The sequence below is a fragment of the Enterobacter cloacae complex sp. IR5401 genome, from assembly GCF_049238425.1.
Taxonomy (GTDB): Bacteria; Pseudomonadota; Gammaproteobacteria; order Enterobacterales; family Enterobacteriaceae; genus Enterobacter; species Enterobacter hormaechei_C.
The window spans coordinates 42,054-66,203 of sequence record NZ_JBMKHN010000014.1; the positions used below are offsets into that span (position 1 = coordinate 42,054).

The following is a 24,150-nucleotide window of genomic DNA, read 5'->3' on the forward strand; positions in this document are numbered from 1 at the left end:
TCAGGCTTTTACTGGTAGTATAAAGATAACGTATTGATAAAACGTTTTAGCGATCTCATTATCAAGGAGTCACGCCACCACATGGCTGTAGCGAAAAAGATCACCATCAACGATGTCGCGCTGGCGGCGGGGGTTTCCGTCAGCACCGTTTCGCTGGTATTAAGCGGGAAGGGGCGCATCTCTCCTGCAACGGGTCAGCGCGTCAACGAGGCCGTTGAGCAGTTGGGCTTTGTGCGTAATCGCCAGGCGTCGGCGCTGCGCGGTGGGCAAAGCGGGGTGATAGGGCTGATCGTTCGCGATCTCGCGTCGCCGTTTTATGCAGAACTGACCGCCGGGCTGACCGAGGCGCTTGAAGCGCAGGGGCGAATGGTTTTCCTGCTCCACGGTGGGCGCGAACCGGAGCAACTGCTCTCCAGGCTGGATTTGCTGCTGACGCAAGGGGTGGATGGGGTGATCGTGGCCGGCGCGTCCGGCGTGGGCAGTGCATTGTGTGAGCGCGCGGCGCAGAAAGGCGTACCGCTGGTGTTTGCGTCGCGCGCCAGCTATCTCGACGAAGCCGATACCCTTCGGCCAGATAACATGCAGGCCGCGCAAATGCTGACCGAGCATCTTATTCATCGCGGCCATCAGCGCATCGCCTGGCTCGGCGGTAAAAGCTCGTCCCTGACGCGTGCCGAGCGGGTGGGCGGTTACTGCTCCACGCTCATCAAATATGGCCTGCCGTTTCACAGCGAATGGGTGGTGGAGTGTGAATCCAGCCAGAAAAAAGCCGCGGAAGCCATCGGCACGCTGCTTCGCAACAGCCCGACGATCAGCGCGGTGATTTGCTATAACGACGTTATTGCGATGGGGGCGTGGTTCGGTTTGATCCGCGCCGGACGCCAGAGCGGTGAGGGCGGGGTAGAAACGTTCTTCGGCCATCAGGTGGCGCTGGGGGCGTTTGCAGATGTCGGTGAAAATGCGTTAGACGATCTCCCCATCGTCTGGGCGACGACGCCGGCTCGTGAAATGGGGTACACCCTGGCAGAACGAATTATGCAGCGCATTGAAAATACGGACGTGCAGGCCGGGCATCAGATTGTGGCTGCGCGCTTAGTGACGGTGAAGTAACCGCTTTGCATGCACGGGCCTACAACGGCTCAGGATCGGAGGCCGGGCAAGCGTCAGCGCCACCCGGCAATAAAAAACCCCTCATGTGAGGGGTTTTTCGTTTACTGCTGCGGTACTGCCGGCGGCGCAGCCGGTTCAGCCGGTTCAGGCATGCCCAGCGTCGGCATACCAAACATACCGACAAACTCTTCCAGCGGCATTTTGTCGCCGTTGAGCGTCACCTGGCCATTAGCATATTGCAGGCTGGTGGAAATGGTGTTGTCTTCCACCTTCGTGATGCGGAACATCTGGCCCATCGCCGCCAGGCCTTTCACCTGTTGGTTTGCCAGTTTACCTGCATCTTCTTCACCATACCCTTCGAGTTTCGCAATCTGCGTCATGAACTCGGTTGCCATATCCATCGGGATGGTCAGCTTGCTGTCGAGCGATTTCACGCTGCGGTCAACTTCCTGCGCGAGGGTCTGCGGCTCGCTGGTCGTGGCTGCCGGATCCTTCAGGAACAGCGACAGGTTGAAGCTGGTTTCACCTTTGCTGTTTTTCCAGCTCAGCGGCGCAACGGTGATCACCGGCTCGCCCTTCAGCAGGATCGGCAGGTTATTAAACAGCACCGTTATCGCCTGCTGCTGGTAAGCCTGTGGGTTCTGTTGCAGGGCGGCATCGGTCAGCAGAGCCTGGCTCTCTTTACTGTATTTCTGACTGAATTCGTGCCACGCCTGGCCGTCAATGTTGCCGATTTTCAGGGACAACTTACCGGTACCCAGATCCTGATTCTGTACTTTCAGGCTTTTCAAGCTGTAATCCAGCTGGGTGTTGATGCTTTTACCGTCTTTGGACACGTCAGACTTACCGTCCAGATCCATGCCTTCAAGCACCGCCATCTCTTTGCCTTCGATCGCAATGGCGATCTTATCGAGGCTCAGTTTCTGGTCGCCGATACGCTCATCAAAATCAGTCATACGGCTATTGCCGCTGGCTTTCAGGTTGTTGAAGGTAAGCTGCACCTTCTGGTTATATTCATTGACTGAATTCACCAGGCCGCTGGCGGCATCGCCGGTCAGGGAGACATTCTTGCCGTCGCGATCGGCATCAAGCTGGAAATTACCGCCGCTGAAGGCGACTTTATCAGTGCCTTGTTCGTAATTCAGGGCTTTCAGGTCGATGTCGGAATGCGTATCACCGGCATAGCTGATGCGGGTATTGATCTCAAACGGCGACTCATTTTTCGCCATATCGAAAATCGGCTTCGTCACCTCGTTATTCACCAGTACGGTTCTGGCGGATGCCATAGAGGGGATCAGGTTAAACTTTTTCAACTGCGCCAGCGGGAACGGACCGTGGCTGACCATTTCATCCAGCACCACGCTCTGGCCCGGTTTCAGCCAGGCGTTCTGATTACCCGCAACCGGCTTCACCACCACCTGCATATGGCTGGTAAACACGCCACGCTGGTAGTTCTGATAGCTCAGCTCCAGACCTGCTTCAGGCGCGCTGCGCTTAATCTCGCTGTTTGCCTGCGTCATCATCTCTGCCAGACGGCTTTCCAGCTGTTTCCCGGTATACCAGGAAGCACCCGTCCAGATCACGCCTAAAGCAACAATCACTCCTACCGCTACGACCGATTTTTTCATTGCGATTATCCCTAAAATGAAACCAGGCGGTTAAAACCGCCTGGTGTTACAACGCCTGTTACTAGCTTAGCAAGAGTTGTTAAAAAATTCAGTAAGTCCCTAAAGCTTATTAAAAACACGCGCCAGGCGACCGGTGCCGCTCACCCGGACAGGCGACTCGTTTGCTGCGACAAAGGCGGATTCACCCGGTTTGAGCACCAGACGCTCGCTATCTTTGTGCAACGTCGCTTCGCCTTCCACACAGAACAGGAGCGCGGCGCTCTCCTGTGCAATGGCGGTTTCGTCTGCGCTGAGGTCGTGCAGGGAGAAGGCAAAATCGTCAACCGGAATCGGGAAGTCCAGCTCTGCGCCGTTTTTCACCGGCTGAGTAAGCAGCTCCGCAGCAGGTTTCGCCACAAACTTCACGTTGGCAACCAGCTCAGGGATGTCGATGTATTTTGGCGTCAGGCCCGCGCGCAGTACGTTATCGGAGTTAGCCATCACCTCCAGTGCCACGCCGTTGAGGTAGGCGTGCGGGGTTTCAGCGAACAGGAACATCGCTTCGCCCGGGTTGAGCTTCACCACGTTCAGCAGAAGCGGAGAGAAGAGACCGCTGTCGTCCGGATAAAACGCGGAAATTACGCGAATGGTGTCCCATGGCTCACCCTGCTGGCTGTTCAGCGCGGCTTTCAGCACCGCCAGCGCGTGTGATTTTTCCTCGCCCTGCATATTCAGCAGGCTGGCAAACAGCTCGCTCAAGGCTTCTGCGTTCGGGTTTTCCAGGAAGTGGGCGATCGCGTTGTGAGCCCCGGCGACCGGTTGCAGCAGGGAGATGATCTCGGAAAACTCGCGGAAGGCATTCATCGCCAGAAAAGGGGTGAGGGCGAAAACCAGTTCCGGCTTGTGGTTAGGATCTTTGTAGTTACGCTCTGCGGCGTCTAACGGAATACCGGCGGCATTTTCTTTGGCAAAGCCCAGCTCAGAGGCTTTTTTGTTCGGGTGAACCTGAATGGAGAGCGGCTGGTCGGCGCACAATACCTTGAACAGAAACGGCAGCTCACCAAAACGATTCGCCACTTTATCGCCGAGCAGTGCGGCTTTGTCGGCGTCGATGACGTCACGCAGGCTGCGAACCTGACCGCTGGCATCTTCAATTTTTGAGCTGCTCTTCGGGTGCGCGCCCATCCACAGCTCTGCCATCGGCAGGTTGTCCGGGTTGGCGATACCGTAGAGATCCGTTAACGCAGTTTTACTTCCCCAGGCGTAGTTTTGCACTGAGTTGATGAGTTTTTGCATTATCAAGCCCTGATTCATATGTGGAATTAACTCCGCGTATTAAAGCAATAAACCGAATGGAAGTAACCTGCGGATGTAAAAAGTCGTACTAGTCTCAGTTTTTGTTAAAAAATTGTGTAGGATAAGCTGACTCGCTTTTAAGCCGGGCAGCGGAACATCTGCCCTGAATAAACAGACCGAAGCAGTAAGTGAGAGAACAATGTCGAATAAACCCTTCCATTATCAGGATCCTTTCCCCCTCAGTCAGGATCAGACCGAGTATTATCTGTTAACCCGCGATTACGTTACTGTCTCTGAGTTTGAAGGGCAGGAGATCCTCAAAGTTGACCCGCAGGCGCTGACGTTGCTGGCGCAGCAAGCCTTCCATGATGCTTCCTTTATGCTCCGTCCGGCGCATCAGCAGCAGGTTGCTGATATCCTGAGCGACCCGGAAGCCAGCGAGAACGATAAGTACGTTGCCCTGCAATTCCTGCGTAACTCTGATATCGCGGCGAAAGGCATTCTGCCGACCTGCCAGGACACCGGTACGGCGATTATCACCGGTAAAAAAGGCCAGCGAGTCTGGACCGGCGGCGGTGACGAAGCGGCGCTGGCGCGCGGCGTTTACAATACCTACACCGAAGACAACCTGCGCTATTCGCAAAACGCGGCGCTGGATATGTACAAAGAGGTGAACACCGGCACTAACCTGCCTGCGCAGATTGACCTCTACAGCGTCGACGGTGACGAGTACAAATTCCTCTGCATCGCCAAAGGCGGCGGTTCAGCCAACAAAACCTATCTTTACCAGGAAACCAAAGCGCTGCTTACCCCGGGCAAGCTGAAAAACTACCTAGTCGAGAAGATGCGTACCCTCGGCACCGCGGCCTGCCCGCCGTACCATATCGCATTTGTGATTGGCGGTACGTCTGCCGAAAGCACCCTGAAAACCGTTAAGCTGGCCTCAACCAAATACTACGATGGCCTGCCAACGGAAGGTAACGAACATGGTCAGGCGTTCCGAGACGTGCAGCTTGAGCAGGAACTGCTGGCCGAAGCGCAGAACCTGGGGCTGGGCGCGCAGTTTGGCGGCAAATACTTCGCGCATGACATTCGCGTGATCCGCCTGCCGCGCCACGGTGCTTCCTGTCCGGTGGGGATGGGCGTTTCCTGTTCAGCGGACCGTAACATCAAAGCGAAGATCAACCGCGACGGCATCTGGATCGAGAAGCTGGAGAACAACCCGGGCAAATACATCCCTGAAGAACTGCGTAAAGCGGGCGAGGGGGAAGCGGTTCGCGTGGACCTGAATCGTCCGATGAAAGAGATTCTGGCGCAGCTTTCGCAGTATCCGGTCTCGACGCGCCTTTCCCTGAACGGGACGATTATCGTGGGCCGCGACATCGCCCATGCGAAGCTGAAAGAGCGCCTGGACAACGGCGAAGGGCTGCCGCAGTACATTAAAGATCACCCGATCTACTACGCAGGTCCGGCAAAAACGCCTGATGGATATGCTTCCGGCTCGTTAGGCCCAACCACGGCGGGCCGTATGGACTCCTACGTCGACCAGTTACAGGCCAACGGCGGCAGCATGATCATGCTGGCGAAAGGCAACCGCAGCCAGCAGGTGACGGACGCGTGCCACAAGCACGGCGGCTTCTACCTCGGTAGCATCGGTGGCCCGGCGGCGGTGCTGGCGCAGGGCAGTATCAAGAGCCTTGAGTGCGTGGAGTACCCGGAACTGGGTATGGAAGCGATCTGGAAAATTGAAGTGGAAGACTTCCCGGCGTTCATCCTCGTGGATGACAAAGGTAACGACTTCTTCAAACAGATCCAGTCTTCCCAGTGTTCGGCGTGTGTGAAGTAATTCTGTAAATTGCCGGGTGGCGCTGACGCTTAACCGGCCTACATACTCGTAGGTCGGGTAAGGCGCAGCCACCACCCGACATCAAAAAGAGCGCACAAAGCGCCATAACGTTTCTCAGAAGTCATCAATACTTATCTCTTAAGCATGTGAGCAATCCCATCTTTGTTATCAAGGAGTAAGTAATGACAATGCATCGCCGCGAGAAAGACTCCATGGGCGCCATCGACGTCCCGGCCGACAAGCTATGGGGCGCACAAACCCAGCGTTCGCTGGAGCATTTCCGCATTTCGACAGAGAAAATGCCCGTCTCGCTAATCCAGGCGCTGGCGTTGACCAAACGCGCTGCCGCCAAAGTCAATCAGGATCTGGGCCTGCTGGATGCCGATAAAGCCACCGCCATCATCAATGCCGCCGACGAAGTGCTGGCGGGCAAACATCCCGACGAATTCCCCCTTGCCATCTGGCAGACCGGCTCAGGCACCCAGAGCAACATGAACATGAACGAGGTGCTGGCGAACCGCGCAAGCGAGCTACTTGGCGGCGTGCGCGGCATGGAGCGCAAGATCCACCCGAACGATGACGTGAACAAAAGCCAGAGTTCCAACGACGTGTTCCCGACGGCCATGCACGTGGCGGCCGTCATCGCAATCCACGAGCAGCTTATACCGCAGCTCAACGTGCTTAAATCTACGCTTAACGAGAAAGCGCAGGCCTTCCGCGACATCGTTAAAATTGGTCGTACGCACCTTCAGGACGCCACGCCGCTGACGCTCGGCCAGGAGATCTCCGGCTGGGTGGCGATGCTGGAGCACAACCTTAAGCATATCGACAACAGCCTGCCGCATCTGGCGGAGCTGGCGCTCGGCGGGACGGCGGTGGGCACTGGCTTAAACACCCATCCCGAGTACGCGGTGCGCGTGGCCGAAGAGCTCGCGAAGATTACCGGGCAGCCGTTTGTTACCGCTCCGAATAAATTCGAAGCGCTGGCGACCTGTGATGCCCTGGTGCATACCCATGGCGCGCTGAAAGGGCTGGCGGCCTCGCTGATGAAAATCGCCAACGACGTGCGCTGGCTGGCCTCCGGCCCGCGCTGCGGCATCGGCGAAATCAGCATTCCGGAAAACGAGCCGGGCAGCTCCATTATGCCGGGCAAAGTGAACCCGACGCAGTGCGAAGCCATGACCATGCTGTGCTGTCAGGTGATGGGTAATGACGTGGCGGTTAACGTGGGCGGCGCGTCGGGTAACTTCGAGCTTAACGTCTATCGTCCGATGGTGATCCACAACGTACTGCAATCGATTCGTCTGCTGGCCGATGGCATGGAGAGCTTTAACGAGCACTGCGCGGTGGGCATTGAGCCTAATCGCGAGCGAATCAGCCAGCTGCTGAATGAGTCTCTGATGCTGGTAACGGCGCTGAACACCCATATCGGTTATGACAAAGCGGCCGAAATCGCTAAAAAAGCGCACAAAGAGGGGCTTACCCTGAAAGCCTCTGCGCTGGCGCTGGGCTACCTGACGGACGCCGAGTTTGATGCCTGGGTCCGACCGGAAGCGATGGTGGGCAGCCTCAGATAATCACTGCGCCACATACAGGTGCAGCCGCGGAATAATCAGCTGTAGCGGCTGCGCCTGGGGTTTATAGCGATGCTGAACGTTTTCAGCATCGTAGTTCAGCAGTTCCCCGATATCCGGCACCACCGCACCCTGATCGGCATCATAGAGCGCAATCAGCGGCGTCGGGCAGGCGTATTGCACCTGCTTTTGTTGACCGGCATACCAGACACGGGCGATAGGCTGCACCTTCACCGGACGCTTTATTTTAAGACGGGTATCAGCTGGCAGGGAGGCAATGCTGTGGTACTCCTGCTCCAGTCGTTCAATCCACTGTTCCCGCGACCACGGGGCGACCGTTCGCGGCGATTTCAGGCTTTTTTCCAGCTGCGCCAGGATCTCGTCCCGCGCGAAATTTTTAATGATGTGCTTGTTGGCCCAGCCGAAGCGCAGCGTGGCGGGATGGCGCAGTACCGTCAGCGTGCGGTAGGCATTCAGGGTGATCAGCCCCGGAAGCTGGCGATGCACCCATTCAAAACGGGCAGCCGGTGCCAGCCCGGACTCAACGGTTACAATCTTCTCAAAGGCGGCTTTTAGCGTATTGATATGCGTAATCTGCGCCTCAATTCCTTCACGCGTTGCGGCATCCGTTTGCAAGCAGATGACGCCGGGCAGGCGAACGGCGGCCTTACTGCTGCGATTTTCGGACTGCTGCTGGATGAAAAGGCGACGATAGTGCTGCAACGTCATTTCCAGCGCCGCCTTGCCAACATGCTGCGTCACCTCAATGGTGTTCAGCGGGTCGTGCTCTGCGCCTTTTGCCACCTCGGGCAGGGAAAAGACGCGGGCGGCCAGCAGGCGGCAGTCCTGAAGTTGCCCCGTGAGGGTCAGTAACGCCTGCTCTATTTCCCGAAACGTGGTGTTAAGCCTTTCGATGAGATCGTAAGTTGTCATGGCAGCCCTTAATTAGTTACAACATACTATTGATATAGCACAACACGCCGGGTCAGGCCAGCGTGCGGTTTAGGTCAGGCAGGTACGGGAAGGGGAATGTTGTGATAGATCGGCCAGCTAAAGACGAACCGGGCCCCACCCAGCTCGCTCGCTTCGCAGCGAACCGAACCGCCCATCGCCTGGGCAATAGAACGGACAATAGCCAGCCCCAGACCACAGCCGCCGGTAGCCCTGTCGCGGCTGGGATCGAGGCGCACAAACGGCTCAAAAACTTTTTCACGCTCCGCCGGCTCAATGCCGGGGCCATCGTCTTCCACACACAGAATCGCCTGGCTTCCCTGCAAATCTAAACCTATGCGCAGCGTCGTTTCGCTGTAGCGCATGGCGTTGTTCATCAGATTATCCAGCACGCGTTCCATCAGGCGCATGTCCAGTGCGCCGTACGCGCCGGGGGTAATGGCTGTCAGCAGTTTTCGCTGAGGGTTAACGCTCTGCACATCGTTAATATGCGTCTGTAGCCAGACGGGGAGATCCGGTGTACTGAGGTGCAACTCCGTCTGAGGCCGATCGAGGCGGGCATAGGTCAGCAGCTCTTCAATTAGCGCTTCAAGCTGGCCAATATCCCGATTGAGCGCCTGCGATTCCGCCCCGGTGAGGTTCTCGCTCATCTCCAGGCGATAACGCAGGCGTACCAGCGGAGTGCGCAGTTCATGCGCAATGCCATCGATCAGCTGCTTCTTGCTGGCAATCAGGGCGTTGATGTTATCGGCCATCTGGTTAAAGGCAATACCGAGCCGGTCAAAACTGGAACCACTGTCGAAATGTATGCGTTCAGTTAAATGACCCTCCCCAAAACGCTGTGCGGCGGATTCCAGTTTCAGCATGTCCTGCCAGTGCGGTCGCATCCAGATGAATACAGGGAAAGCGAGCGAGATGGCAATAAAGCCCAGCAGGGCGAGATCCAGCAGGCGCATCTGGTGCAGGTAATAGAGATAGGGCACCGGCCCGACGGCCAGGACATAATGGCTGCGCGGAATACGCTGAATGAAGGTATATTTCTCGTCCAGCGCGACGATGTCTCCATCGCGCAGACGCTGCATCGCAGGCGGCGCTAAGTCAAAATCCTTCATGGGTTCGATACGCAGATCAAACGACAGATTCAGATCCAGCTCTTTTAACGTGCGCGCCCAGTCATGAGGTGGTATTTCTCGCAACTCGCTACGCATCAGGTAGAGCGAGCTTTTCATCAGATCGTCGAGGGATTGTCTGCCCGCGCGCTCTGCGGTGAATTTGTAGACCAGCCCGACCAGCATGGTCATCACCAGAAAGCAGACAAACAGCAGAAGGTAAAACTGCACAAACAGCTTTTTCATTAATCTCACCGAAACAGGGGCTTCACTACACGTCTTTTACCAGCAGGGTCGCCATGGGCGCAAGTCAGGCATGATGAGTTGAAAAGGGTAATTGTCGAGAGGTATTTCAGCGCGGCATCGCTTTATTCCATCAATGCCCGGAAAATCCGTTTACGTTTCAGTTAAACGAGTTTATTTACGATTGCGTATTATTGATCCGTAATAACAATGACAAAGGCCACCTGCGGGTGGCTTTATTTAATGGCGTTAACCAGCGAGAGGGATCCGGCACAAACGGTGCGACAGAAATAATTAGCGTTGTAACCTGAGCATTATCGATCTTCGTTAATGTCTGGATTTAGCTGTGCTGACAATCAGTGGATTCGTGGTAAACCCATGCGGGCATTTCCGCGCGTTGCAATGCACCGCGTATGTGCATATCTCTTCTTGCTGGTTTCGGTTGTATGGGCATGCCATCTTGTTTTTAATTTCACTCCACAACATCTCGTTATAAGGTGATATGTTATATATCGATATAGGCTTGAACACACCATTAATGAAGACGCCATTTTTTGTCGGATATATTCTGTCACCGGGGTACAAATAGACATCGCTTTCATACCAAATAATGAGTTTCAAGAACTTGAGGCCCAAGATGCTTGAATAAACGATTCCCGTGTTAGGACAAATTACCGAGCTAATGACTCTCCATGACATTGCTATACCTCTTTCATTAAATAATTGAGAGAGTATAAGGTTTAGCATGAGAATTAGATATCTGCAAACACGTAAGCTATTGAAAAAGATCGATATTATTTATACGGTTGCAACTATCCCCTTTGTTTTCAAAAGGATAAGATAATGATTAAAGCAATTGTAAAGATTATTTTTAGACCAATGTGCTTTTAAGTGACGGATTTTTGATCGATGATGGCGCCTGCACTGCTGAATATATATTGTACTACAGCACTGAAATACATTAGGAATACTTTTGTTTAGGCGAAAAATGCCCAGCGAAATAGCATACAAGGAAGGAATGAGAACAAGGGATATTTTATAACTGACGATGCATATAATCGATAACTTTCGACGGGTACTGATAATAATTCCGATGCATCGTGAGTTATTTTTCGAATATTCCTGTTTTGTTCCTTTTTTCAGGTTTCCCAGGCGTGCGGTGCAAACAGATAGCCCTTATTGCGTACGGTTTTAATGCGGTAAGGTTCCGTGGCGTTATCCAGCAGTTTTTTACGCAGACGCGAAATCGCCACATCAACGCTACGATCCATTCCGTCGTAACTTACGCCGCGCAGATTTTTCAGTAATGCATCCCGGTCCATAATTTGACCGGCATGGGTTGCCAGCTCCCACAGCAGGTCAAAATCTGCGGTTGAGAGCGCAATCAGCTCCCCGGAAAGCATAACCTGTCGGTTGACCGGGTCGATAGAAAGCGTGCCGAAGCGCATCGCTTTGTGCGGCGTTAAAGAGGGGGCAGACGCTTCACGCTCCGCGCCGCTGGCACGCTGACGCAGATGGAGGCGCAAACGGGCAAGCAGGACTGCCGGCGGCGTGGTTTTCAGGATGTAGTCATTCGCGCCCATCTCAAGCGACAGAATATGATTCATATCGCTGTCGAGAGAGGTCAGCAGCACGATCGGACCGTCCCACTTCGTGCGCAGATCCCGGCATAGCGTCATACCATCTTTTCCGGGCAGCATGATGTCCAGCAACACCAGGTCCGGATTTTCGCGGGTCACGACGTCTTCAGCGCGATCGCCACGAGGCTCGACAACCACTTCCATATCATGTTTACCCAGATAAGCGGCGATCAGTTGCCCCACCTCGGGTTCATCTTCAACATAAACAATCTTATTCATACAACGTCTGTCATCGCAAAAAACGTCAACATACACCGCGCAATCTTAACCTTCCATTAATCTTTCAAAATTAGCCGGACTTCCGTTATCCTGCATGGGAATGTTATTTGATTGTTAAGGGAAAAGAATGGGGCTGGTGATAAAAGCCACGCTGGGTGCGCTGGTCGTGCTGCTGATTGGGGTGCTGGCTAAAACGAAGAACTACTACATTGCCGGGCTGATCCCGCTGTTTCCCACCTTTGCGTTAATCGCGCACTATATTGTGGCCTCTGAGCGGGGTATTGAGGCGCTGCGCGCCACCATTGTGTTCGGGATGTGGTCGATCATCCCGTATTTTATCTATCTGCTGTCGCTGTGGTACTTCACCGGTTTTCTGCGTCTGCCCCTGGCGCTGGGCGGGGCGGTGGTCTGTTGGAGCCTCAGCGCCTGGGTGCTTATCTTCTTCTGGAGCCGCTTTCACTAGCGCAGCGGGCGGCCACCGTCCACGGCAAACGTTCGGCCCGTGACGTAACAGCTGGTCAGCAGATAATCGATCAGGTCGATCACCTCTTTCTCACCGGGCGCAATTTTCATTAACGACTTGTTGAGCGCCTGCTGACGATACTCGGCATCATCGCCTTCGTTAAATAAAATCATCGCCGGAGCAATCGCGTTGACCTTTACCTCGGGCGCCAGCTTGCGTGCGAAAGAGCGGGTCATATTATCCAGGGCGGCTTTGCTGGCCGCATAGGCGATGTGTTTGTCGCTTCCTCGCTCTACCACGTAATCGGTGAAATGGATAATGTCGCCTGCGGCATGACCGTGTCCGCGCAGCAGATCCTGTAGGGCATGGTTGAGCAGATAAGGCGCATTAACGTGGATCTGCATCATGCAGGCGAGCGTTTCGCTGAGCGAATGTCCTGCTTTTTCAGGAAGCCAGGTACTGGCATTGTGAATAACCGCCCGCAGCCCGTGGGTGGTCGATTTCACTTTGTCCGCGAAGGCGAGTATACCTTCATCCGTGGAGAAATCCGCCTGAATGCATACTGCTCCGGCATTTCGTAGACCTTCAATGGAGGGATATTCCGTGCGGTAACTGACGATAACCGGATGGCGAAGGTTGAGAAAGTGATGGGCGAGGGCGAGGCCGATGCGACGGCCTGCGCCAGTGATCAATATTGGGCGTTGCTGCGTGTGTCCCATCGTAATCTCCTTTTCAGTTCAACAATGGGACAGGCGACGCTATCCCATTAACATCCACGTTGCCGGTACGGCAGCGACTAACAGCAAACCTATCAACGCCATTTCGCGGCGCTTAAGGGCATTATCAAGCTGATGCGTACGGCGAGCGTAGATAAACACCAGCAGGCCCGGTGCGTAGAGCACCACGGACAGCAGCAGATGCATCGGTCCGGAAGCATACAACAACCATAGACCGTAAATACAGGCGCCGACACCTACCGCATAGTGTGCCGGGCGGGTCGCAATTTTTAACAGATATGCCACCACTAAGAAATAGGGTACCAGAATCATCTCGGAGGCGATGGTCAGCAGCGTGTTATAGTCCGATCCTGTGAGCCAGATCAGCACCAGACAGACCTGCACGCTGATGTTGGTGAGCCACAAAGAGGCCGATGGCGCACTGTTTTTGTTCTGACGGGCAAACAGGCGCGGGAACGCTTTATGCGTGGCGGCCAGGAACGGCACTTCCGCTGCCATAATGGTCCAGCTCAGATAGGCGCCGCAAACGGAGACAATCAGACCCGCCGCGATAATCACGTCTCCCCAGGGACCCAACATTTTCACCATCAGCCCGGCCATGGACGGGTTACGCATTTCCGCCAGTTCAGGGCGTGCCACCACGCCGAGCGACAACAGCGTCACCAGCAGATAAACGCCCAGCGCCGCCATTACGGCCAGCAGCGTGGCGCGTCCCACGTCGCGCTTGTTACGCGCGCGGGCAGAGACTACGACGGCACCTTCAACGCCGATGAACACCCACAGGGTGATCAGCATGGTATTTTTCACCTGTTCCCAGACGGGAACGCCCAGCGCAATGCCGCTGAAATCGAGCGTAAAGACATCGAGACGGAAGGCGAGGAAGGCCAGCACGACGAACAGGCCAAGCGGCACAAGCTTGGCCAGCGTTGCCACGAGGTTAATGCTGGCCGCGGTCTGGACGCCGCGCAAAATCAGCCAGTGAACAATCCACAGCAGTACCGAGGCGCCGACGATGGACTGCCAGGTATTACCGTCGCCAAACAGGCGCAGTTCGGGCGTATCGGTAAAGAAGCTGAGCGCCGAGAAGACGATAACCAGATAGGAGACGTTGGCGATCACCGCGCACAGCCAGTAACCCCAGGCGGAGCAGAAGCCGATCAGCTCGCCGAAACCTTCCCGGGCGTAAGTGAATATTCCGCCGTCCAGATCCGGTCGGATACGGGTCAGCAGCAGCATGGCGAATGCCAGCAGCAAAATCCCGACACCGGTAATGCCCCAGCCAATCAGTAATGCGGCCGGGCTGGCGACGGCCGCCATGTTCTGCGGCAAACTGAATACGCCCGCGCCCAGCATTGAGCTTAATACAAGTGCAGTTAACGCACTCAGGCCAAGTTTCTTTTCCATTGGCTTCCTGTTATGAAAAGTCCAAATCCAGAATAATTATTTCGCTAAGGCGCATAAAAATGGTGGATCACGCTAAGGCGCGGGATTTTACGGAGTGTGAAGGATGCATGCAATGACGTGTGGCAGAAATCAGAAAAAAAGTAACAAAAAAGGCGGCACTGCGCCGCCTTTATGAAACCGTTTTGTTACTTGTACAGATCGGCGCTGATGGTCAGGTTGTTACCACGTTCCTGCCACTGGCGGGTGATGTGGTAATACTTCGCGCCTTTCTTCGCAGCACGCTTCGCCACCTGATAGGAGATTTCCGTCATGTTGCCATAGTTGCCCGTAAACTTGATGCTGTCGAACGGCACCATCTGCGCGGCAGTGGCTTTGTTCAGCTCTTCAATTTTCGTGCCGTCTGGTAACGTAACGGTATAACGACCGCCTTTGGTGGATTGGGTTTCAAAGAAACGGCCCACTTCAGCGCTTGGTGCCGCAGACGTTGCTACGCCCGGAATTTCCACTTTCTTCGCTTCTTCACCGCCTTTCGCTAACGCGGCACGTCCCGCATCTGAATCCGCTGGAATGGCATCCGGGCTTTGCACTACGCGTTTTTTCGCATCTTGCTTATAGATGAAAGCGGTGATGCGCTGGTTTCCGCCCTGGTTGGCATCAACCTGACGCACGATATAAAACGCGTAAGCGCCTTTTTCTCTCGCGGCTTTGGTGATGGCATCGTTAACTTCAGGCTGGCTGCGGTAGAAGCCCTGAACGGTCACGGTGTCATACGGTTCCAGCTGAACAGCCTGATCTTTCGGCAATTCAACAATGCCGTTAATCACGCGGTTTTTCTGTTCATCTGCTTTTGGGGCATTCTCTTTGTACAGCGCAATCGTCACGCGCTGGTTGCCGCTGTTGCCTTGATCGGACTGGTCAACAACGTAAAACGAGGCAGCGCCGTTTTTATCGGCGGCTTTTGATGCGGCGGCGACGGCATCGCCAATAGAGTTATAGCGACCCACAATGACCGTATGGTCAAAAGGTTTTAACGCTGCCGCTTGCTCCGGCGTCAACTCTGTCGCGGCATTCGCAGACAGGGCGGTCGCGGAAAGAAGTGCGGACGCCAGGAGTGTGTTCTTAAGCTTCATAAAAATAATCCTTCGCCTTGCGCAAACCATGTACTGGTGTTGTTGTTAATTTGAGACGGTCCCGATTATGGCATTTAACACCCATCGCTGTCTGCGGCATTTTTCACAGCCTGTGCTCACCAAAGGACCTGATTCGATAACATTTTGTGATATGTGGAAAAAACAGGCGTTTCACAAGAAAAACTGATTAAGCATATGACTTTTACAAGTTAATTTAATGTTAATGAGTTGTTCTAATATGGCGCTATATCATGTTTTTACCGCTTCGCTTGCGCGATTTATCGGTACTGAAGGCGAATTTAAGGTAAATATCTCTGTCAGTAACCCCGATCGCTTATTTTTCACAGATAAAGTACGAAATAGTGTTTTCTGGCGGTAGATCACGGGCGCTATTTTCAGTAGGTTATAGAAAGTTTGTTACTGTTTTATTTTCCGGGGTTAATCATTCTCCGTCGTTATCTCGATGGTGAAAATTGATACAAACCGCGGGCAATTATCGACAAACCATCATCATAAACCGATGGAAGGGAAAACTATGCGTATTGGGGTACCAAAAGAACGGTTAGCCAATGAAACCCGCGTAGCGGCAACACCAAAAACGGTGGAGCAACTGCTTAAACTGGGTTTTACCGTCGCGATTGAAAGCGGCGCGGGCACACTGGCGAGTTTCGATGACGAGGCCTTTACTCAGGCTGGCGCGGACGTCGTGGACGGTGCTGAGGTCTGGCAATCACCCATCATTCTGAAGGTAAACGCACCGGAAGAGAGTGAAATTGAACTGCTGAACGCGGGCACTACGCTGGTGAGCTTTGTCTGGCCAGCCCAAAACCCGGAGTTGATGGAGAAGCTGGCGGCACGCGGTGTCACCGTGATGGCGATGGACTCCGTGCCGCGTATTTCGCGCGCGCAGTCTCTGGATGCGCTGAGCTCCATGGCGAACATTGCCGGCTATCGCGCCATTGTCGAAGCTGCGCATGAGTTTGGTCGCTTCTTTACCGGTCAGATTACGGCGGCAGGTAAAGTTCCACCCGCGAAGGTGATGGTGATTGGTGCCGGTGTGGCAGGTCTTGCCGCTATCGGGGCCGCAAACAGCCTGGGCGCTATTGTTCGCGCGTTTGATACCCGGCCGGAAGTGAAGGAGCAGGTGCAGAGTATGGGCGCCGAATTCCTTGAGCTGGACTTCAAGGAAGAAGCGGGCAGCGGTGATGGTTACGCGAAGGTCATGTCTGAAGCCTTTATCAAGGCGGAAATGGCGCTCTTTGCGGCGCAGGCAAAAGAGGTAGACATCATTGTCACCACCGCGCTTATTCCGGGTAAACCGGCGCCGAAGCTGATCACCCGTGAGATGGTGGATTCCATGCAGCCGGGCAGCGTTATAGTCGATCTGGCGGCGCAAAACGGCGGTAACTGTGAGTATACCGTGCCAAATCAGGTCACGACGACCGCGAACGGCGTGAAGGTGATCGGTTATACCGACCTGCCAGGGCGTCTACCAACCCAGTCCTCTCAGCTGTACGGCACGAACCTCGTTAACCTGCTGAAGCTGCTCTGCAAAGAGAAAGACGGCAACATTACCGTTGATTTTGATGATGTGGTGGTGCGTGGCGTTACCGTGGTGCGTGAAGGGGAAATCACCTGGCCTGCACCGCCGATTCAGGTTTCCGCTCAACCTCAGGCTGCGCCGAAAGCGGCCCCAGAGCCCGCGGAGCCAGCAAAACCTGCGTCGCCGTGGCGCAAATACGCCATCATGGCGCTGGTCATAATCCTGTTTGGCTGGCTGGCGGACGTCGCGCCAAAAGAGTTCCTTGGCCACTTCACCGTCTTCGCGCTCTCCTGCGTGGTGGGTTACTACGTCGTGTGGAACGTTTCCCATGCGCTGCATACCCCGCTGATGTCGGTCACCAATGCCATCTCCGGGATTATCGTGGTCGGGGCATTGCTGCAAATTGGTCATGGCGGCTGGATCAGCTTCCTGAGCTTCATTGCGGTGCTGATCGCCAGTATCAATATTTTCGGTGGTTTCACCGTGACTCAGCGCATGCTGAAAATGTTTCGTAAAGGCTAAGGGGTAGCATATGTCTGGAGGATTAGTTACAGCCGCATACATTGTTGCTGCAATCCTGTTTATTTTCAGTCTGGCGGGGCTTTCCAAACACGAAACGTCTCAGCAGGGAAATAACTTTGGTATCGCCGGTATGGCGATTGCGCTGATTGCCACCATCTTTGGGCCGGACACCGGCAACGTGGCGTGGATCCTGGTGGCGATGATCATCGGCGGCGCGATTGGTATTCGTCTGGCGAAACGCGTTGAAATGACCGAGATGCCGGAGCTGGTTGCTATTCTGCACAGCTTCGTGGGTCTGGCGGCGGTGCTGGTGGGCTTCAACAGCTACCTGTACCACGAACCGGGCCTGGAGCCGATTCTGGTGAACATCCATCTGACCGAAGTGTTCCTCGGCATCTTCATCGGTGCGGTGACCTTCACCGGGTCGATTGTGGCGTTCGGCAAGCTGCGCGGGAAGATCTCTTCCAAACCGCTGATGCTGCCTAACCGGCACAAGCTGAATCTGGCGGCGCTGGTCGTTTCATTTGTGCTGCTGGTGGTCTTCGTGCGTACCGAAAGCGTAGGCTTGCAGGTGCTGGCGTTACTGGTGATGACCATCATCGCGCTGGCGTTCGGCTGGCATCTGGTGGCGTCTATCGGCGGAGCAGATATGCCGGTAGTCGTTTCCATGCTGAACTCCTACTCCGGTTGGGCGGCGGCGGCGGCAGGCTTTATGCTGAGCAACGACCTGCTGATTGTCACCGGTGCGCTGGTCGGTTCTTCCGGTGCGATCCTGTCTTACATCATGTGTAAGGCGATGAACCGTTCGTTTATCAGCGTCATCGCGGGTGGCTTCGGTTCTGACGGTTCATCAACCGGTTCTGATGAGGAAGTGGGTGAACACCGTGAAATCAGCGCGGAAGACACCGCAGAGATGCTGAAAAACTCGCATTCCGTCATCATCACCCCAGGCTATGGCATGGCGGTGGCGCAGGCGCAGTATCCGGTGGCGGAAATCACCGAGAAACTCCGCGCGCGCGGTATCAAGGTTCGCTTTGGTATTCACCCGGTGGCGGGGCGTCTGCCAGGCCACATGAACGTGCTGCTGGCGGAAGCGAAGGTGCCTTACGACATCGTGCTGGAAATGGACGAGATCAACGATGATTTCGCCGACACCGACACCGTGCTGGTGATTGGCGCCAACGACACCGTTAACCCGGCGGCGCAGGACGACCCGCGTAGTCCGATTGCGGGTATGCCTGTTCTCGAAGTGTGGAAGGCGCAGAACGTTATTGTCTTCAAACGCTCTATGAACACCGGCTATGCTGGCGTGCAGAACCCGCTGTTCTTTAAAGATAACACCCACATGCTGTTTGGCGACGCCAAGGCCAGCGTGGATGCGATCCTGAAAGCGCTGTAATTTCGCTTCATCCTGACAAACCGCCCTCTGGGGCGGTTTTCTTATTTCTGCGGCCAGCTTTTCTCCTCTGTCTATACTTTACCCTTTGTGTAATACGAGGAGGTGTAATGCGATTTTTGTCCCGCTTCGACATCATCGAGCTGATGATGACGCCGTCTTTCTGGATCGGCGTCGCCACGGTAGTCTTTGTGACTCTGCTGGTGTACTGGCTGCTGACGCGCCTGATCGCCTTCGTTAAGAAAGGGATCACCACCTGGGGCGACAAGCACCCCAGCACCAACCGGATGCGCTTTATCCTGACGGATATGCTTAACCGCACCAGCCGCGTCCTGCTTTTTGTCGTGGCGCTGTTGTTCAGCCTGCGTTTCGTCGACTTACCGGATCATCTCTTTGGTACCGTGAGCCACGCCTGGTTCCTGGTCTTCGCTATCCAGGTGGCGCTGTGGATGGATCAGGGGGTGGTGTCGTGGCTTCGTCACGTCATGCTGGCGCCGGGAAGCCATAAAAACCCGGTGACGCTGGTGATCACGGGGCTTATCCTCCGTGCCATTGTCTGGTCAGTGATGCTGCTGTCTATTCTTGCTAACGCGGGCGTCAACATCACTGCTCTGGTTGCCAGCCTTGGGGTAGGGGGTATTGCTATCGCCCTCGCGGTGCAAACGATCCTGAGCGACGTGTTTGCATCGCTCTCCATCGGTTTTGATAAGCCGTTCGAAATCGGCGATTTTGTGGTGTTTAACGATGTCGCCGGGACGGTAGAGCACATTGGTCTGAAAACCACCCGTATCCGCAGCCTGAGCGGGGAGCAGATTGTCTGCGGGAACGCCATCCTGCTGCAACAGACGCTGCATAACTATAAGCGGATGCAAACGCGGCGGATTGTTTTTACCTTCGGAGTCGCCAGCGACACGGCGCCGGAAAAACTGCGTTCAGTGGGTGAGATGGTCAAACAGATCATTACCGACGTCGGGGAAACGAAGTTTGACCGCGCCCATTTCCTGGGCTTCGATCGCGATCGCCTGACCTTCGAGGTGGTTCATATTGTTAATACGGCGGATTACAACAAGTACATGGATATTCAGCAGGAGATCAATATTCGTATCCTGGAGGGGCTGAACCAGCAGGAGATCAAGCTGGCGCTACCGAGCATGGTTCTGCACGCGCCCTGGATGAATGCTGGCGACGAGGCATCTGCGCAACGGTTGAGCGAAGCGCAATAAAAAAAGCCCGCCGGTAACGGCGGGCTTTCATTTTGGGGTCAATCGTCTTCCTCATCGTCCAGCTCAACCGGCGTCTGATATTGATCCGGTTTGATGACCAGAAGGTCGCAGCGCAGATGGTCGATCACCTGCTCGGCGGTATTTCCCAGGAACGCGGCAGAAATACCGGTCCGGCCGATGGTGCCCAGCACCACAATCCCGGCCTGCAAATGCTCCGCCAGATCCGGAATAACCTCTTCCGGTAACCCTTTTTCTACGTGGGTCATGTTCTCATCGATACTGAATTTCTGGCGCAGCGCTTTCATGGCCAGCAGATGCTGACCGCGAATCGCGTCGTTATACACGCTCGGGTCAAATTCAGGCAGCTCGATGGCGATATTGATTGGCGTAACCGGATAGGCGCCCACCAGATGGACTTCAGTATGGTTAACCTGGTCGGCAAGCTGAAGCGTCTCCTTCACCAGTTTCTCGTTCAGCGAATTGTGATAATCCTCTTCGCTGGCCAGATTGACCGCCACGACGGCTTTCCCGCCCTCAGGCCACGGCTGATCTTTCACCATCCATACCGGACAAGGGCATTTGCGCAGCAGGTGCCAGTCTGTTGGAGTGAAAATCACGGATTCCAGTTTGTCATGCTGGTGCGCCATTTTCAGCAGCAGGTCATGCCCACCGGCCACCACTTCCTGAATAATGGCTTCGAAGGGGCGGTTGTGCCAGACTACTTTAATATCAATCGGTACGCCCGCTTCCAGGTAATACTTCGCCTGCTCGCGGATCCACGCGGTACGCTGGCTGATCACTCCCTGACGCATAGCGGTGCGCTCGTCAGGCGACAGAAGGGTGGTCATCTCGTATGAGAAGTCATAAATCGGCAAAAAGGCTTTAATTTTGCCACCAATCCGTTGATGTAAATACACAGCACGTCGTAATGCCGGCTGATCGTCCTGATTAGGATCGATAGCCACCAGCATGTTTTGATACTTTGCCATACAGGTCTCCTTACTACTGTCACCACAGTCTGTAAGTAAAAGAGTAACCTATATATCTTGAATGAAACAGGGGGGAAGTTTTTGCCAGATCAATAATCATGAAAATTTATCGACCTGGCATAAGATATCCGGGAGAGTTATGCCACGTTACGTGAGTGACCCGCCAGAATGGCCAGAGCTTCACCGTTTTCGATGGTGATATACTTACCTTTAACCGCCAGCATTCCGCTCTTCTGGAAGCGACCCAGCAGACGGCTGATGGTTTCCACGGTCAGGCCCAGATAGTTACCAATATCACCGCGCGTCATGGTCAGACGGAATTCACGCGGGGAGAAGCCACGTTCCGCGAAACGGCGGGAGAGGTTATAGATAAAGGCGGCCAGACGCTCTTCGGCATTCTTCTTAGAAAGCAGCAGGATCATATCCTGATCGCCTTTGATCTCACCGCTCATCAGACGCATCATCTGCTGACGCAGGTTCGGCATCTTACCGGACAGATCGTCCAGCGTCTCAAACGGAATTTCGCAGACCATAGAGGTTTCCAGCGCCTGAGCAAAGCTCGGGTGATGGCCACTGCCGATGGCGTCAAAGCCGACTAAATCGCCTGCCAGATGGAAGCCGGTGATCTGCTCGTCGCCCTGTTCGGTAATGGTGTAGCTTTTGATGGTGCCAGAACGGATAGCATAGAGCGACTTCAGTTCGTCTCCCGCCTTAAACAGCGTCTGCCCTTTCTGAATAGGCTTTTTGCGCTCGATGATATTGTCAAGCTGATCGAGTTCGTGCTCATTCAGAGTAAACGGGATACAGAGCTGGCTGATGCTGCAATCCTGGCAATGGATAGCACAACCGCCAGACTGAATGCGTCGTATAATTCGCTTTTCCGGGATCATAGGTTTGCTCAAGCCTTAATTGATATTGGTCAATTTTAACATCTTTTTGGTAAGGACGTAAGTCTGGCAAACCCCCAATAAAGACAAGAGACGGCAGCGTGTTGCCATCTCCTTGAAATTCCACAGAATGATTAAGGATTATGAACCTAACAGGAAGAAAATTAAGCACATAAAGCCTGGGAATTACAGCAGAAAATACCCTTCGTGACGCAGCAGCCACTCTTTGCGCTGTACGCCCCCGGCATAGCCGGTGAGGGTGCCGTTGCGCCCAATCACGCGATGGCAAGGCACCACAATGCTGACGGGGTTAGAGCCATTTGCCGCACCGACCGCGCGCGCCGCGCCGGCACGACCAAGCTGTTCTGCCAGCTGACCGTAGTGCATCACCTGCCCGCAGGGAATATTACGCAGCGCCTGCCACACCTCGCGCTGGAAAGGGGTGCCCGCCGTGGCGGTTGGCAGGGTATTAATAATGCTGAGATCGCCCTCGAAGTAGGCCGTCAGTTTATCGCTCAGCCCGCCAGGATTACGGGCAGTAACACGCTCGTATCCCTCGGCGCGATAATGGATGTTGAGCAGCTCAACCATCCGGTCGCTGTGCTCTTCCCATTCAACCGCGCGCAGATTGAACGCTTCATCCGCGATAACCCACAGCGGCCCCAGCGGCGTCGCAATCTTATCTTCGAGTAATCTCAGCATCAGTACTCCTTAGTTCAGCCTCGGGTAAACACCCGGTCCAATCGGCAGGCCGACAAGATACCACGCCACCAGCATCACCAGCCATACCCCTAAGAAGATAAGCGGATAGGGCAGAACCAGCGAATAGTAGGTACCCAGCTTAGCCTCCGGTCTGTAGCGTTGCAGGAAGCCTAAAAACAGCGGAACGAAGGGTGACACGGGCGCCAGCGGGATCACCGAGGAATCGGCGACACGGAACAGGATCTGGGCGAACGCCGGATGGAAGCCGAGCATCATAAACATGGGGACAAAGATGGGCGCCAGAATCGACCAGATGGCCGACCCGCTGGCAATAAACATGCACAGCAGGGACGACAGCAGCGCCAGGCCGACAAACGCCGGAACACCGCTCAACCCCGCCGCCTCCAGCGCGTCCGTCAGGCTCACGGCCATAAACTTGCCCATGTTGCTCCAGTTAAACATGGCGACAAACTGCGCCAGCGGGAACACCATCACGATAAAACCCGCCATCTCCTTCATCGGCTCGATCATCAGGTGCGGCAGATCTCCCTGACGGCGGATTTTGCCGGTGGCGATGCCGTACGCGAGCGAAACGACGAAGAAGAAGAGAATTATCAGCGGCACAATGCCCTGAATAAACGGCGAGGGCAGTACGGTGTGTTTGATCGGATCGCGCAGCACGCCATTTTCCGGTACCACCATCAGCGCCACCACCGCAATGAACGCCAGCGAGACGATCCCGGCTACGCGCAGGCCGAACTGCTGCTCTTTGCTCAGCGTCTCCAGCTTTTCATCGCTCCGGCCTTCCCATTTACCCAGGCGCGGCTCAATGATTTTATCGGTAATCAGACCCCCGACAATCGTCAGGACAATCACTGAACTGGCCATAAAGTACCAGTTGTCGATCACGCTGACGTGCATGGTCGCATCGATGGTGCTGGCTGCCTCTGTGCTGATGCCGGAGAGCAGCACATCGGTGGTCACGATAAGCAGGTTAGCGGTAAACCCACAGCCGACGCCCGCAATCGCCGACAGCAGGCCCGCAACAGGATGACGACCAACGGCGAGGAAAATCAGCGCCCCCATCGGCGGCATGATCACCAGTGCCGCGTCGGACGAGATATGGCTGAAGAAGGCAATAAACAGCACCATATAGCTGGCATAACGCGCGCTGACGTGCGAGGCCATTTTGACCATCAGCGCGGGCAGGAGACCCACGCGCTCGGCCAGTCCCGCGCCTAACACCAGCGCCAGGATGGCGCCCAGCGGCGCAAAACCGCTGAAGTTTTTAATCACGTTCGGCAAAAACCAGTGCAACCCTTCAACGCTGAGCAGGTTTTTCACTGCCACCATGCTGCCGTCGGCCGGGCTGCGCACGCTCACCTCAAAGGCGGACAGCACGGCCGTCGCGACCATCAGGATGACAATTAAATAGATAAAAAGCAGGAAAGGGTGCGGCACTTTATTGCCGATCCTTTCAACCCAGCCATAGAGCTTACCGGATGGGGAATGCGAAGGTATGGAAGACATACTCATGGGCGTTCCTCGGGACTGTTGTT

20 protein-coding genes are annotated in these 24,150 nt (G+C 55.0%); 7 read left to right on the forward strand and 13 right to left on the reverse strand.

The features are described from left to right. Window positions 1-81: 81 nt before the first annotated feature. Window positions 82-1,110 (forward strand): Mal regulon transcriptional regulator MalI, encoded by a 1,029-nt coding sequence (locus ACOTX1_RS18465; protein ID WP_023314043.1) that lies wholly within the window; start codon window positions 82-84, stop codon window positions 1,108-1,110. Window positions 1,111-1,211: 101 nt separating this feature from the next. Here ACOTX1_RS18465 and ACOTX1_RS18470 read toward each other — a convergent pair whose 3' ends face one another. Both ACOTX1_RS18470 and manA read right to left on the reverse strand, forming a co-directional pair. Further along, a complete protein-coding gene (locus ACOTX1_RS18470) occupies window positions 1,212-2,738 on the reverse strand; it encodes a YdgA family protein (RefSeq protein WP_023314044.1) in 1,527 nt (508 codons plus the stop codon). A gap of 99 nt (window positions 2,739-2,837) precedes the next feature. After that, complete coding sequence (gene manA, locus ACOTX1_RS18475) at window positions 2,838-4,013, reverse strand: mannose-6-phosphate isomerase (RefSeq protein WP_032634157.1); 1,176 nt, start codon at window positions 4,011-4,013, stop codon at window positions 2,838-2,840. 199 nt (window positions 4,014-4,212) lie between these two features. Between manA and fumA the strand changes: the two genes are divergently transcribed. Next, on the forward strand, window positions 4,213-5,859 hold the full coding sequence (gene fumA / locus ACOTX1_RS18480; protein ID WP_023314046.1) for a class I fumarate hydratase FumA: 1,647 nt from the start codon (window positions 4,213-4,215) through the stop codon (window positions 5,857-5,859). Window positions 5,860-6,041: 182 nt separating this feature from the next. Further along, a complete protein-coding gene (fumC, locus tag ACOTX1_RS18485; RefSeq protein WP_023314047.1) occupies window positions 6,042-7,436 on the forward strand; it encodes a class II fumarate hydratase in 1,395 nt (464 codons plus the stop codon). On the opposite strand, the gene tus is transcribed toward fumC, so the two are convergent. From tus to rstA, 4 genes are all read right to left on the reverse strand, one after another. Next, on the reverse strand, window positions 7,437-8,366 hold the full coding sequence (gene tus / locus ACOTX1_RS18490; RefSeq protein ID WP_023314048.1) for a DNA replication terminus site-binding protein: 930 nt from the start codon (window positions 8,364-8,366) through the stop codon (window positions 7,437-7,439). A 74-nt stretch (window positions 8,367-8,440) separates the two neighbouring features. Further along, window positions 8,441-9,739: a two-component system sensor histidine kinase RstB gene (rstB, locus tag ACOTX1_RS18495; RefSeq protein ID WP_003857557.1), complete on the reverse strand. Its 1,299-nt coding sequence runs from the start codon at window positions 9,737-9,739 to the stop codon at window positions 8,441-8,443. Window positions 9,740-10,063: 324 nt separating this feature from the next. Beyond that, window positions 10,064-10,483 (reverse strand): anti-adapter protein IraM, encoded by a 420-nt coding sequence (gene iraM, locus ACOTX1_RS18500; RefSeq protein WP_058659747.1) that lies wholly within the window; start codon window positions 10,481-10,483, stop codon window positions 10,064-10,066. Window positions 10,484-10,875: 392 nt separating this feature from the next. After that, a complete protein-coding gene (gene rstA / locus ACOTX1_RS18505; RefSeq protein WP_003857553.1) occupies window positions 10,876-11,595 on the reverse strand; it encodes a two-component system response regulator RstA in 720 nt (239 codons plus the stop codon). A 127-nt stretch (window positions 11,596-11,722) separates the two neighbouring features. On the opposite strand from rstA, the gene ACOTX1_RS18510 reads away from it, so the two are divergent. Next, complete coding sequence (locus tag ACOTX1_RS18510; RefSeq protein WP_003857551.1) at window positions 11,723-12,058, forward strand: GlpM family protein; 336 nt, start codon at window positions 11,723-11,725, stop codon at window positions 12,056-12,058. On the opposite strand, the gene folM is transcribed toward ACOTX1_RS18510, so the two are convergent. The 3 genes from folM to ydgH form a co-directional block, all read right to left on the reverse strand. Then, window positions 12,055-12,777: a dihydromonapterin reductase gene (gene folM, locus ACOTX1_RS18515; RefSeq protein WP_003857550.1), complete on the reverse strand. Its 723-nt coding sequence runs from the start codon at window positions 12,775-12,777 to the stop codon at window positions 12,055-12,057. The two genes, ACOTX1_RS18510 and folM, sit on opposite strands and share 4 nt — an antisense overlap. 39 nt (window positions 12,778-12,816) lie before the next feature. After that, complete coding sequence (locus ACOTX1_RS18520) at window positions 12,817-14,199, reverse strand: amino acid permease (protein ID WP_023314049.1); 1,383 nt, start codon at window positions 14,197-14,199, stop codon at window positions 12,817-12,819. A gap of 185 nt (window positions 14,200-14,384) precedes the next feature. Further along, on the reverse strand, window positions 14,385-15,329 hold the full coding sequence (ydgH, locus tag ACOTX1_RS18525) for a DUF1471 family protein YdgH (RefSeq protein ID WP_000769339.1): 945 nt from the start codon (window positions 15,327-15,329) through the stop codon (window positions 14,385-14,387). Between the two features lie 535 nt (window positions 15,330-15,864). Here ydgH and pntA point away from each other — a divergent pair. The 3 genes from pntA to ACOTX1_RS18540 all read left to right on the forward strand — a co-directional run bounded on the left by pntA (window position 15,865) and on the right by ACOTX1_RS18540 (window position 20,013). After that, complete coding sequence (pntA, locus tag ACOTX1_RS18530) at window positions 15,865-17,394, forward strand: Re/Si-specific NAD(P)(+) transhydrogenase subunit alpha (protein WP_003857543.1); 1,530 nt, start codon at window positions 15,865-15,867, stop codon at window positions 17,392-17,394. 10 nt (window positions 17,395-17,404) lie between these two features. After that, window positions 17,405-18,793 (forward strand): Re/Si-specific NAD(P)(+) transhydrogenase subunit beta, encoded by a 1,389-nt coding sequence (pntB, locus tag ACOTX1_RS18535; protein ID WP_003857541.1) that lies wholly within the window; start codon window positions 17,405-17,407, stop codon window positions 18,791-18,793. A gap of 107 nt (window positions 18,794-18,900) precedes the next feature. Beyond that, window positions 18,901-20,013, forward strand: coding sequence for a mechanosensitive ion channel family protein (locus tag ACOTX1_RS18540; protein ID WP_003857538.1), 1,113 nt, complete (start codon window positions 18,901-18,903; stop codon window positions 20,011-20,013). Window positions 20,014-20,051: 38 nt separating this feature from the next. On the opposite strand, the gene uspE is transcribed toward ACOTX1_RS18540, so the two are convergent. The 4 genes from uspE to abgT form a co-directional block, all read right to left on the reverse strand. Beyond that, window positions 20,052-21,002: a universal stress protein UspE gene (uspE, locus tag ACOTX1_RS18545; protein WP_003857535.1), complete on the reverse strand. Its 951-nt coding sequence runs from the start codon at window positions 21,000-21,002 to the stop codon at window positions 20,052-20,054. 137 nt (window positions 21,003-21,139) lie between these two features. Further along, window positions 21,140-21,892, reverse strand: coding sequence for a fumarate/nitrate reduction transcriptional regulator Fnr (fnr, locus tag ACOTX1_RS18550; RefSeq protein WP_000611906.1), 753 nt, complete (start codon window positions 21,890-21,892; stop codon window positions 21,140-21,142). A gap of 183 nt (window positions 21,893-22,075) precedes the next feature. Beyond that, window positions 22,076-22,591, reverse strand: coding sequence for a methylated-DNA--[protein]-cysteine S-methyltransferase (ogt, locus tag ACOTX1_RS18555; protein ID WP_003857532.1), 516 nt, complete (start codon window positions 22,589-22,591; stop codon window positions 22,076-22,078). Window positions 22,592-22,600: 9 nt separating this feature from the next. Continuing rightward, entirely contained in the window at window positions 22,601-24,127 is a 1,527-nt protein-coding gene (gene abgT, locus ACOTX1_RS18560; RefSeq protein ID WP_022651040.1) for a p-aminobenzoyl-glutamate transporter, read from the reverse strand. Between the last annotated feature and the right edge of the window lie 23 nt (window positions 24,128-24,150).